This window comes from Gorillibacterium massiliense (assembly GCF_000455485.1).
Taxonomy (GTDB): Bacteria; Bacillota; Bacilli; order Paenibacillales; family NBRC-103111; genus Gorillibacterium; species Gorillibacterium massiliense.
Genome location: NZ_CBQR020000064.1, coordinates 19,131 through 30,741 on the forward strand (window position 1 = coordinate 19,131; position 11,611 = coordinate 30,741).

General features: G+C 53.3%; 9 protein-coding genes and 1 pseudogene. 6 read left to right on the plus strand and 4 right to left on the minus strand.

The window, feature by feature from the left end:
• Window positions 1-313 precede the first annotated feature (313 nt).
• From TJ79_RS07400 to TJ79_RS07415, 4 genes are all read right to left on the minus strand, one after another.
• Window positions 314-1,834 carry a sensor histidine kinase gene (locus TJ79_RS07400; protein ID WP_040949657.1) on the minus strand — a complete coding sequence of 507 codons (1,521 nt, stop codon included), beginning with the start codon at window positions 1,832-1,834 and terminating at the stop codon, window positions 314-316.
• Window positions 1,831-2,517, minus strand: a complete 687-nt coding sequence (locus TJ79_RS07405) for a response regulator transcription factor (protein ID WP_040949658.1) — start codon at window positions 2,515-2,517, stop codon at window positions 1,831-1,833. The genes TJ79_RS07400 and TJ79_RS07405 overlap by 4 nt, the downstream gene beginning before the upstream one ends.
• Window positions 2,518-2,873: 356 nt before the next feature.
• The gene (locus TJ79_RS07410; RefSeq protein ID WP_040949659.1) at window positions 2,874-4,277 is read right to left on the minus strand and encodes an aspartate aminotransferase family protein; all 1,404 of its coding nucleotides are present in this window, start codon (window positions 4,275-4,277) and stop codon (window positions 2,874-2,876) included.
• Window positions 4,278-4,439: 162 nt separating this feature from the next.
• Window positions 4,440-5,483, minus strand: coding sequence for an LCP family protein (locus TJ79_RS07415; protein ID WP_052339374.1), 1,044 nt, complete (start codon window positions 5,481-5,483; stop codon window positions 4,440-4,442).
• 229 nt (window positions 5,484-5,712) lie between these two features.
• On the opposite strand from TJ79_RS07415, the gene TJ79_RS07420 reads away from it, so the two are divergent.
• The 6 genes and pseudogenes from TJ79_RS07420 to TJ79_RS07445 form a co-directional block, all read left to right on the plus strand.
• Window positions 5,713-6,729, plus strand: a complete 1,017-nt coding sequence (locus tag TJ79_RS07420; protein ID WP_040949660.1) for a phosphotransferase enzyme family protein — start codon at window positions 5,713-5,715, stop codon at window positions 6,727-6,729.
• Between the two features lie 80 nt (window positions 6,730-6,809).
• The gene (bcp, locus tag TJ79_RS28530; RefSeq protein ID WP_337588931.1) at window positions 6,810-7,721 is read left to right on the plus strand and encodes a thioredoxin-dependent thiol peroxidase; all 912 of its coding nucleotides are present in this window, start codon (window positions 6,810-6,812) and stop codon (window positions 7,719-7,721) included.
• Window positions 7,722-7,837: 116 nt separating this feature from the next.
• Window positions 7,838-8,566: a hypothetical protein gene (locus TJ79_RS07430; protein ID WP_238322874.1), complete on the plus strand. Its 729-nt coding sequence runs from the start codon at window positions 7,838-7,840 to the stop codon at window positions 8,564-8,566.
• A gap of 139 nt (window positions 8,567-8,705) precedes the next feature.
• The gene (locus TJ79_RS07435; protein WP_052339375.1) at window positions 8,706-10,274 is read left to right on the plus strand and encodes a polysaccharide deacetylase family protein; all 1,569 of its coding nucleotides are present in this window, start codon (window positions 8,706-8,708) and stop codon (window positions 10,272-10,274) included.
• Between the two features lie 57 nt (window positions 10,275-10,331).
• Window positions 10,332-11,318 (plus strand): AAA family ATPase, encoded by a 987-nt coding sequence (locus tag TJ79_RS07440; protein WP_040949662.1) that lies wholly within the window; start codon window positions 10,332-10,334, stop codon window positions 11,316-11,318.
• A gap of 12 nt (window positions 11,319-11,330) precedes the next feature.
• Window positions 11,331-11,611: pseudogene (locus TJ79_RS07445) on the plus strand (hypothetical protein); the annotation flags it as partial.

Below are 11,611 nucleotides of genomic sequence, written 5' to 3' on the forward strand. Positions count from 1 at the left end.
TGTGGAAATCACGAACATTCCCCCTGTAATAGGTATCTAATAGCATATCATTTGACTTGAAAATCCACAATATGAAGATGACTAAAATCACAGGTGCATTTGGTAATGATTATGCATAAATGTGAATGGAGATTTTTATCAGGGTCATAAACGGAGGGATTTTCGAAGAGTTAGTTTAAAGCAACTGGCGAAACAGGGAGGTAAACGAAAGTGCCGCGGACCTCGTTGGAGGGGCGGCACCTTTTATTCTTGATTACGGGTTATTTTTCAAATAGATAGGGACCCACTCTGCACCACCATATCCCTTAAAATCTCACGCTTCAACCTGCTTAGGAAGGGCGAGCCGAAACACTGTGCCTTCGCCGCTTTTGCTCTCAACGGAAATGGAGCCGCCATGGGCTTCCACCAGTGACTTGGATATGGACAAGCCGAGCCCGGCGCCTCCGTATTTTCGAGTACGGGAGGAATCGCTGCGATAGAAACGCTCAAACACATGGGACAAATGCTCAGGTGCGATGCCAGTGCCGTTATCCCTTACGGCCAGTTCGGCAAGTTCCCCGGCTGGTGAAACAGACAAGGTGATCACTCCTTTGTTCGCATCCGTATGCTGAACCGCATTGTGGAACAAGTTGAGGATTACCTGTTTGATTTTATCGGAATCGCACATGGCTTCGGCTTCATTAAGCTGAAAACGAACGGAGCGGTTTCCGGCCAGCATTTGCAGATGGGGCTCCATTTCCAACACCAGCTTATCCAGCCGGGTTTCCTTTATTTGCAGTTGAGGGGCACGGTCCAGTTTGGCCAGCAGCAGTAAATCTTCCACCAGCTTCTTGATCCGTTTCGATTCGCCGTGCATGCTGTTAAGCGCAGGGTAAAGTTGTTCCGGCTTATCCGCTGCTCCCCGCAATAGCACCTCCAGAAAACCGTGAATCGAGGTCAGCGGCGTTCTCAGCTCATGGGAGGCGTCGGCGATAAACCGCCGCATCTGTTCCCGCGCTTCCCGCTCGGCGGTGAAGGAGGTCTCCAGCCGCTCGAGCATACCGTTGTACGAAACGGAGAGACGATCGATTTCCTCCTGTCCCTGGTGCTCCGGCACTCGCTCCGTCAAATTGCCGGCATCCGTCCGTTGGACGGCTTTCGCCATGTTGGATAAGGGGATCAGGGTGCGCCGCAGCACAGGCAGGTAGAGCGCCAAACCGGCGAGGAAGGCAAAAAGGGAGAGGAAGAGGAAGGTGCGGAGCTGCCGCACCAGCACGGCTTTCAAGGGAGCGGTTTCGGTTCCGAGCTGCAGCAAGCCGCCGCCTGAATTGCCGGGTGAACCGGAATGGCGGAAGACGATAAGCTGTTCTGTCCCGTTTTTGTCCCGTACCACTTGGTATTCGGTTTTGCTGGTTTCGAGATGATCCGAACGCAACTGCAGGTAATCATCCGCCGAAAGTTGCGGCGATGCTTTACTGCCTCCGTTATCGCCGGACAGATCGGTAAACGTTCCGTCTGGCGCAATATAAGCAAAGGAACTGTCACCGAGAAAAAAAATCGGCCGGCGCTGTTCTCCCGTCGTCGGGGGAGTCTCGTCCTGGGCCTTGCCGTTTTCGCCGAAGGAGTTGTTCCACGGTGTGCCGGACCGGTTCATGAGCTCCCGGGGCATGGTCATCAGTTGGGTTTCCAGCGCCTCCGCCTTGTTTTGGTAGAGGAAGTTCTTCATCAACACGTATTGGAAAATGCCAATGGTAAGCAGCAGCGCCGCCAAGATGAGCAGAGACCGAACCAAGAGCTGGTAGCGCAGAGAACGAGGCTGGGGCAATCGCTTGATCCATGCCGCAGCAGTTTTCATGGAGCATCAACCCGGTAACCGGCGCCGCGGATGGTGCGGATCAGCTTATGTTCCTTGTCGTTCAGCTTATCCCGGAGGGAACGGACGTAAACTTCGACGATATTTTCCTCACCGCCAAAATCATAGCCCCACACTTTATCCAGAATGACAGACTTGCTTAGGACAAGCCCATGATTGATAATGAGAAATTTCAACAGTTCGTATTCGGTGGGGGACAGCTCCAGCACCTGATCTTGGAAGGTGATTTCCTTCCTCCGGTCATCGATGCGGAAGGGTCCTTGGATCACCTCGCCAAATAAATTGGGAAACTGGTTGCGCAACCGCGCTTGAATGCGGGCTAACAGCTCCTCAAAGCTGAAAGGTTTGGCTACGTAGTCGTCAGCGCCGATGGTCAGTCCTTTCACCCGGTCGTCGACCTCGTCCTTTGCAGTCAGCATGATGATGGCGATGTTTCCGATATTTTTCTTGAGCAGCCGGCACACCTCGAAACCGTCCATACCGGGCATCATGACGTCTAAGATCACAACATGGGGTTGAAACTCCAGAGCTAGATTGATCGCAGTCATCCCGTCGGGGGCGGTTTTTACCTCAAAGCCTTCGTTCGCCAATCCGAGTTCGAGAAACTGTAAAATATGGGGTTCGTCGTCGACGAGTAGGATGCGGATTCCTTTGATGGATTTCATGGGCTTGCGGCCTCCTGTAATACATGTCTATCATGATTCTTATTATGACTTCCAATACTGAATAACGACTGAATGCCGCCTGAGTCGGTGCTGAAATGTGGCGGACCGCCTTCCAATCGCTGCCCTACATATGATGGTAACGTTTTTGCAGGGGGAAGTAAACGGACTCTTGGCTGGGCCGGGTTAGAAGGGTAGAGAGATTGGGGTGAGCTCGGATGGAAAAAAAGCGTCGCTATGCTGCCTGTCCCTCATGCAAGCTCAAAAAAAGCCGCAAAGCCGGATTGATCCGGCTTTTGCGGCCTACGGTAAACGTCGCAAGTCCAGAAGGGAAAGCGTCAGCCGTTTATCCTTCCTTGTTACTTCTGTGCCATTGAGGAAAATGCCTCTCTAGCCGCTGTTATCGTCTCATCTATATCCCGCTCAGTATGGGCAAGGGTCAGGAACCAAGCTTCGTATTTGGAGGGAGCCAGGCAGATGCCCCTCTCCAGCATTTGCCGGAAAAACTCGGCGAACTGTTCACCGTCCGTATCCTGCGCTTCCTCATAGTTGGTTACTGGATGATCGCAGAAGTGGGTAGAGAAGGAGCCGCGGATGCGGTTGACCGTGAGCGGTACGCCCGCCGCTTCTGCGGCTGCGCTTATGCTGGCGGTCAGCTTCGCGGCCAGCTTGTCCATGCGGGCGTAAACCCCTGGCTCCGCCAGCGCCTCGAGGCAGGCGATGCCCGCCGCGATGGAGGCAGGGTTGCCCGCCATCGTTCCGGCCTGATAGGCCGGGCCGAGGGGCGCTACCTGCTCCATGATTTCCCGGCGGCCGCCGTAAGCGCCAATGGGAAGCCCACCGCCCATGATCTTGCCCATGGCCGTCAGATCAGGCTCGATGGCGCGGAAGGCGGCCTCGCGGCGGGCCAGCCAGCCGGCGTCGGCAGCGTTCCGCTCCGCGGCGCTCAGCCCGTCCAGGCTGTCCGCGCGCAGTTCTTCCGGCAGGAGGCCCTCATAGGTTTGGGCCAGGCCGTAGTGGAGGCGGAAGCCGGTGATCACCTCGTCATAGATGACAAGAGAACCGTTTGCCCGGGCCAAGCGGCACAACCCCTCTAAAAATCCGGCATGAGGCATGACCATGCCAAAATTGCCGACGATGGGCTCCACCATGACCGCCGCGATTTCATCCCCCCATTTTATCAAAGCCGCTTCCAAGGAAGGGAGATCGTTGAAGGGTACGGTGATGACCTCTTGGGCGATGCTGGCCGGCACCCCGGCGCTGTCCGGCGTTCCCAGGGTGGAAGGGCCGGAGCCAGCCGCCACCAGTACGAGGTCGGAATGGCCGTGGTAACAGCCGGCGAATTTGATAATCTTCGTTCGTCCGGTATACGCCCGGGCAACGCGGATGGTGGTCATGACCGCTTCCGTGCCCGAGTTGACGAAGCGGACTTTATCCAGGGACGGCACGGCGTCCTTGATCATTTTGGCGAAGCGAATCTCCAGTTCCGTCGGCGCGCCGTACAGCGTGCCGTTTTCCGCTGCCTGCTGCAGAGCGGCAGCTATGCCAGGATGCCCATGGCCAAGAATAATGGGGCCGTAGGCGCACAGATAATCGATATAACGGTTGCCGTCTTCATCCCAGAAGTACGCGCCTTTGCCCCGTTTCATAAAAACAGGAGCTCCACCACCTACCGCCTTAAAGGATCGGGACGGACTGTTGACGCCGCCGACAATATGCTTCAGAGCTTCTTCGTATAACTGCCCTGATCTTGATCTCTCCATAATTCGTCTTCGACTCCCTCTGACGATAGATTAAAGTTCATTTAACTGTAATCTCATATTCCCGCTGAAAAAGCAAGAATGGTAGCAAACCTATACCATTCTGTAACGTTAAAAAAAGGCTGGAGAGAACCCTCCAGCCTTGCCATATCGCCGTAATATCAATCAATGGGCAGATTCTGCTTCTTTCTTCGTTCCGTCGTCCTTCATGGAGACGGAGTTGGGATTGGTGGTTGGCGCAGTCGTCGGATCCGGGGCAACTTGCTTCTCCAGGGTATCCTGGATGAACGCCTTCACTTCGTCGGAATTCGCCGTCAAAACCTGGGCTCCGCCGATGCGCGCTTCCTTCAGCAAATCTTGCGGAGGCAGTTGCTGGCCATCAACGCCGTTGTTTTTCACTTGAAAACCCAGTGCGCCCAGTTTGATCATGTTGCTGACCGTCAGATTCGTGTCGATGTACGGATCCACAGACGAGATGATCTTGGGCAGCTTCAGCAGGTTAGACGTGCTTTTCACCTTATCGGCCACGGCCATGATGAACTTGCGTTGCCGCTCCGTACGGGTGAAGTCGGATGAGGCATCGTGGCGGAAACGGACGTACTGCAGCGCTTTTTCGCCGTCCAGATGCTGGTACCCTTTTTTCAGGTGAATGTCGAATTTATGCTGATCCCAGGCATCTTCATAGTTCATGTCTTTTTCCACGTCGAGATCGATGCCGCCGATTTCGTCGACAAGGGCGATAAACCCAAGAAAATCCGTATACACGTAATACTGGATTTCCAGTCCGGTAAAATTGCTGACCGTCTGGACGGCCAGATTGGAGCCGCCGTAAGCGAAAGCGGCATTGATCCGGTCTTCGCCATGTCCGGGAATTTTCACCCACGTATCACGCAAAATGGAGAACAGCGTCGCCTTCTTCGTTACCGGATCGACGGAGACGATCATGAGAGTGTCGGAGCGGGGGATATCCCCATTTTCCGCGCCACGGGAATCCGCGCCCATCAGCAGGATGTTAACCCGTTCCTTACCTTCCCACTTCGGGGGTTCCTCTGCCGAAATCTCGCTTGCTTTGTTTTTTGGAATATTGATTGCTTTTTCCCCTTTATGCAGGCCATCTAATGAATGATACATGTCGTATGCGTATTTTCCAATAAAAATAATGGCAATAAACAAGATAGTCAGTCCGAGCCATTTTACAGTTTTGCGCATTAAGCAGCTCCTTTCGAAACAAACGCCGCGACAAGCTATGGAAAAGGTCGTTTATTTGCAGCTATTCACATTTAATCACGAAATCAGGCGATAAATCGGGGGCATCCTCTTATTATAAGTCGTTTTCTGAAAAAGCCGCAACCGTAAAGATTGCCAATTCATTCTTAATTATTTTTTCCTTTGCATTCCAGGAATGCCCTCAGGTAGTCTGAAAGAAGGAGGGGTTAGAATGGAAAAAGAAGTGGAACGGCTGTTTAGTCAGGAATTGCTGAAAGAAGCGGCCAGACGGTTCGGGCTTGCGGACCATGATTTCCGCAAACTAGGGGACTTTGAGAATTATGTGTACGAAGCAATGGATCATGACGGAATTGCGAAAATATTGCGATTAACCCACAGCAGCCACCGATCTGCTGGCGAGGTCGCGGCTGAGCTGGATTATATCTCCCATTTAGTGGCGGCGGGAGTGGATATCCCGGCTTGTTATCCATCTAAGGCTGGTCGGCTGACGGAAGTGTTCACCGTGGAGGATTCGGAATTTACCGTTTGCCTGTTTGAAAAAGCAGGTGGCAAATCTCCCGATTCCCGTGATCCGGAAGTTTGGAATGGGGATTTATTTCGGGAATGGGGAAGAGTGACCGGAGCCATGCACCAGGCAACAAAAAAATATCAAGCTCCGGAAGGGGCCGTGAAGCGACCGGACTGGGATGACGATACGGATCTCTTGGGCCATGCGGATCGTTATGTGGAAAAGGGAGATGAGTATGTCCTTGACCGGTTGACTGAAGCCATGGGCCGCATGCGCCAATTGCCGATAAACCGGGACGTATACGGTCTCATCCATACGGACATCCACATGGGCAACTTCTTTGTGGAAAACGGCCGGCTGCGCGTGTTTGATTTTGACGATTCTGCCTACAATTGGTTCGTTCACGACTTGGCGATTCCGCTCTATTACACGATGGCTTGGACAGCTCCCGAGGAGGAGGCGGAGCGAAAGGCATATGCCGACGGTTTCTTCCGCAGCTTCTGGGAAGGGTACCGGCAGGTGAACCCACTTCCGGCGGAGTGGCTGGAAGAAATCCCTGCTTTTCTCATCTTGCGGGATGTTTGTTTGTATTTAGTGCTGAATATGAAAGTGGAACCGGAAAAACGCGACGACGGGTTGATCCGATTCATTAACAGCATTAAAGACCGGCTAAGCCGCAACGTGCCCATTGTCGAGCTGGATTTCTCCGCGTATCGGTAGAAGTAACCGGTGAATAAAGTTTGGTCATCTTGCTCACCCTGAACCTATTCCGATGGAAAAGGCGAGGGGGCATAGAGACGATGGAGAGGCAGGAGGCATGTTCCATTCTCGGGCTTCCGGCGGATGCCGGAAGAGATCAGATCGAGCGACGATTTTTGCTCATGGTGAAAAAATACAAGAGGTTGCAAGCCGACGAACAGCCGTCGCCGGGGGAACCGATTTTCGCCGCCGTCAATGACGCCTACCACTTGTTGATCGGTTATGCGCCTTTGAAGAAGCCGCAAATGAGCGAGCTGACCTGGAGGGAGAAGCTGGTCTATTTTTGGGACGGGTACGGGATGGAGACGACTCTTGCTCTGGTTTTGGTCTTTGCCATCGGTCTCTCCTGCATGGGCATTTTTCTTCTCGATCGCATGATTCGCACGCAGCCTGATGAAGGAGTGCAATCCTTCATTGCCTCCGAAGAGCAGGAGGGCTATGATAGGGCGAATGGAATTACGACTGCCAGGAGCGAAGAAAAAATGGAAGAGAAGCTGAAAGTGGGCAAGCCTGTACCGAACTTTACTCTGCCTTCATCGGAAGGACGGGACATTTCCCTGAAAGATTACCGAGGGAAGAAGCTGGTCATTTATTTTTATCCGAAAGATATGACCCCAGCCTGTACGCAAGAAGCTTGCGATTTCCGGGACATGAGCCCGATGCTGAAGACGGCGGGCTTCGAAGTGATCGGTGTAAGTGTGGACAACGTCAAGACCCATGGCAAGTTCAAGGATAAATATGCGCTGCCCTTTCCCTTGTTGTCGGACGAGCAGCATCAGATGAGCGAAGGGTTTGGGGTTTGGCAGAAGAAGAAGCTGGCCGGAAGAGAGTATATGGGTGTGGTGCGCTCCACGTTTCTCGTGGATGAAGAAGGCAATTTGATTCAAGAATGGCGTAATATCCGGGTGAAGGATCATGTGCAGCAGGTGCTGGCGGCCGCGGAAAAACATTAGCCCAAGCTTCTGTGCTTACGGCTTTTCGCATCATCCGGATCGATGGAGAATAAAGGACAAGCGTCAAAAAAGCATGAGCCCGAGCTTTCCGGTTTCGGGTTTTTTGCGCGCCGTAAATGGACTATAATCAGAGAAAAAAGCCGCAGTATGCAGAACAAGTAAGGTGGGGTGGGCAAGCGATGGAGATGAACCGCGAGGGAGAAAAGTCGGTTTATTTTTTGTCGGGAATCGGCACTTGGAAGGCGGGGAATTTCTTTAGCGGCGCCATGAAGGATTTGACTGAGCGCTACCGCGTTGCCGGTGTGCGCAAGGTGCATACCGCCGATTTTTACCCTTACGGCTTTATGGACGATGTGCTGGCAAATGGTTATAGCCGCTTTATCGCCCGGCAGGCGCTGGCGGTGAGCCGGGATATGTATGCCCGATATTTGCGGAATCGCGGCGGTAAGCGCGCTTTTGACTTTATCGTCGAGGATTATGAAGCAGCGGGTTGCGGAGAAATTGTGCTGATCGGACACAGCGGGGGAGGGGTGGCCGCCTACGCCGCCGGAAAGATGCTCCACGATAAAGGCTACTCCATCGACAAGGTGATTATGGTCGGTTCTCCTGAGGTGTGGATCGCCGAGGATTGGCAGAACCGGGTATGCCGCGTTCATAAAGCCGGACGTCTTGGCGACCCGATTACATGGTTTGGGAAGCCGTCGCCCGGCGCCCCGCGCATTCGCTCTGCCGTGAATATCGTCGGTGGGCACCCCGATTATTTCCGATGGAATTCATTCGATCAAGATGGTGTGTCCAACCTGGCGAAGACGATGGATGCCATTTGGACATGTCTGACTTCCTAACCTGGAACAACCTAGCTTCATGCCCTGAAATAACCTAGCTTCATGATATCATTTCTCCCCGCCTGTCATAACGGCACATCCTCTTCATATAATCTATCAAACCAAAATTGATAGATATTTGCGGAGGGGATTCCAGTCTATGCCGTTCCAATCCAAACCAGCTTTTTCCCTAAGACGAGAAGGACGTCTCATCACAGCCAGCAGAATGTACCGTATTTTCGCTCTCGTTTTCCCCCTGCTTCTCATCTGGGCCGCTTTAAGCCCGCAAGCCTCTGCGGCTGCTTCCACCGACAGCGCCAACGCTGTTGGCGATAGCGAATCTTCTTCGGCAACTACCCTATATTCCCACTCCTTATATGACCGTCTCCGTTCCGGTGAGAGAGTGGATGTACCGGGGAATAAATCCGCGAGCTTGCCCTCGGAAAAACAGCCCATCGTATATTTGACCTTTGATGACGGTCCCGACAAGCTCACCCCTCAAGTCCTCGATATATTGAAGCAAGCGGATGTCAAGGCTACTTTTTTTATGGTAGGTGAATGGATCACCAGATATCCGGACATCGCGAAGCGCGTAGTGAAGGAAGGCCATGCCTTGGGCAACCATTCCTACAATCACGTCTACAGTCAGCTGTACAGCTCATATGGTACTTTTATCGATCAAATCGACAAAACCGGTGACGCCTTTGAAAAAGCAGTCGGGTTTCGCCCGCAGCTGCTTCGCGCCCCGGGAGGCACGTCTACCAATTTTGACGCTTTCTATTATTACTTGGTGGATCTTGCCTGTTACAGAACCTTTGACTGGAACGTGGACAGCGGCGACGCAACCCGCCGAGGCGTCCCGGCTAAGGAGATCATCGCAAATGTGAAAAAGGCGAAATTGACGGACAGCATGGTTGTCCTTATGCATGATGGCGCGGGACACGGGGAAACGGTCAAGGCGCTGCCGGAGATCATTCGCTATTTTAAAGAAAAGGGTTATGCCTTCTCGGCCATTACCGATCAAGTCAAACCGGTGCAATTCCGACTGGCCAAAAGCAAGTGGAATCGCGCCATGACATACGACAGCTTCGTGAACTATGCAAAGACAGCGTTGGATACCAGAATCAATTCCCAACCTCTCGCCAATGAAACGATATCATTGCCGGAAGAGGCTGCGGTGTCCGTTACGCCTGGTGCGGAGCCTTCACCCTCATCTGACACGATAAACGGGAAAGAGGCATCAAATACGACCGCTTTGCTTAAACCGGTGGGGAAAGGACCGGGCACGGTTCCAGACTCTGCAGATAAGACGTCTCTGACGCTAAAAATCGATCATAGGGATTGGGTGCTGAATGCTGGAGAGTACGATCAAACGGACGGCCGCATATCCGTTCCTTTGGAAGAGCTGGCTGGAAAGCTTGGTGGAACTCTTATTTGGAATGGCGGCGACCGGGCGTTTGTAAGGCTTGGGATACAAATGGTGGAATATAACCTGAAGGAACGCAGCGTTTACATCTATGACCCGATTAAGGGGGATTCGAAGCGGCCTCTTGTCCGAATGATGCTGATTGATGGCAAGCTTTGGGTAGCGCTGCGTCTTGCAGTGGATATATTAGGTGGGAATATCACTGCGTATTCCCAAAAAGATGGCAGGGTGATGTCCGTTGACATCCAAGCTCCGCGACAAGCTCTCATCTTCCATGTAAATCTTCCAAGAACAGGAGTGTAAAATACTAGAAGGTGGGAAAACTAGAAGCTATCCATCTTTAAGAGGAGGCTTCTAGTCATGCAGCTTAATCCTGTTCTTGCCCGGAGCGGGGATCAGACCCTGTCCGTCGTTGGACGAATTGTAGAAAATGTCGAGAAAGTGATCGTCGGCAAGCGGGAAGCCGTGGAAAAAGCCGTTGCCGCGCTTTTGGCAGGCGGTCATATTTTGCTGGAGGATGTGCCGGGTACGGGGAAGACGATGCTCGTCCGCGCTTTAGCCCGCAGCATAGATTGCGAGTTTAAACGGATTCAATTGACCCCCGATCTGCTTCCGTCCGATATTACAGGCGTTTCGGTCTATCATTCCCGTTTGCAAGTGTTTGAATTTCGCGAGGGACCGGTATTCGCCAACGTGGTGCTTGCCGATGAATTGAACCGGACGACACCGAAGACCCAGGCCGCGCTCCTGGAAGCGATGGAAGAAAAAAGTGTGACGGCAGACGGCATGACCCGTTTGCTGCCTCAGCCCTTTCTCCTGATGGCTACGCAAAATCCTGCGGATTGCCAAGGCACTTACGGTATTCCCGAGGCGCAGCTGGACCGTTTTTTGCTGCGGATTCGCCTCGGCTACCCCGGGCTGAGGGAAGAGGCTGAGATGCTGGAGCGGATTCATGAGCATCACCCGATCGGCAAGCTGAAGTCCGTTATTTTGAAAGAAGAGCTGCTGGACATGCAGCGAATGGTTCGCGGCGTACATGTGGATGAGCGGCTTACCGACTACATTGTACGTATCTCCGCCGCCACTCGGCAGCGAGGAGATGTGCAGTTAGGCGCCAGCCCGCGTGCTTCCGCCGCGCTCATGCGCGCATCTCAAGCCCAAGCGTTCATGTCCGGGCGAAGCTACTGCGTACCCGACGATGTGAAAAGCATGGCGGCGCCGGTTTTGGCTCACCGCCTGCAGCTTTCGCTGGAAGGACGGATGGCGGGGGCGACAACGGAAGGCATTATCGCGGATGTGCTGGAGCGGACGCCAGTCCCTGGCATGAGTCGCTCCCCCAGAGTGTAAGGGGGCGGCGGGATGAAGGCGATAGAAGCGAATTCCGGAAAAGCGGGGAGACGAGCAAGGGCAGCCGCAAGAGAGGTTCAAAGAGCTGCGGCCTCATTGAATCCGGCGAAAGAGAAACGAGGGACGAAAAAGGCGTTTAGCCAATTTGTTCTTCTTGCTATATTGTGGTTGGGAGCTTTGGCAGCCGGTCTTTTGCAAGGCGGCTTTGTTCCATGGTTTCTGTGCGGCAGTTTGGGGCTGCTCCTGATTGGATCATTATTAGGCCCTTATTTGGCGCTTCGCGGTTTGAGCGG

Coding starts and splice junctions, on each gene's coding strand:
- TJ79_RS07400 (WP_040949657.1), bottom strand. CDS start 1,834: ATGAAAACTGCTGCGGCATGGATCAAGCGATTGCCCCAGCCTCGTTCT.
- TJ79_RS07405 (WP_040949658.1), bottom strand. CDS start 2,517: ATGAAATCCATCAAAGGAATCCGCATCCTACTCGTCGACGACGAACCC.
- TJ79_RS07410 (WP_040949659.1), bottom strand. CDS start 4,277: ATGGAGAGATCAAGATCAGGGCAGTTATACGAAGAAGCTCTGAAGCAT.
- TJ79_RS07415 (WP_052339374.1), bottom strand. CDS start 5,483: ATGCGCAAAACTGTAAAATGGCTCGGACTGACTATCTTGTTTATTGCC.
- TJ79_RS07420 (WP_040949660.1), top strand. CDS start 5,713: ATGGAAAAAGAAGTGGAACGGCTGTTTAGTCAGGAATTGCTGAAAGAA.
- bcp (WP_337588931.1), top strand. CDS start 6,810: ATGGAGAGGCAGGAGGCATGTTCCATTCTCGGGCTTCCGGCGGATGCC.
- TJ79_RS07430 (WP_238322874.1), top strand. CDS start 7,838: ATGGACTATAATCAGAGAAAAAAGCCGCAGTATGCAGAACAAGTAAGG.
- TJ79_RS07435 (WP_052339375.1), top strand. CDS start 8,706: ATGCCGTTCCAATCCAAACCAGCTTTTTCCCTAAGACGAGAAGGACGT.
- TJ79_RS07440 (WP_040949662.1), top strand. CDS start 10,332: ATGCAGCTTAATCCTGTTCTTGCCCGGAGCGGGGATCAGACCCTGTCC.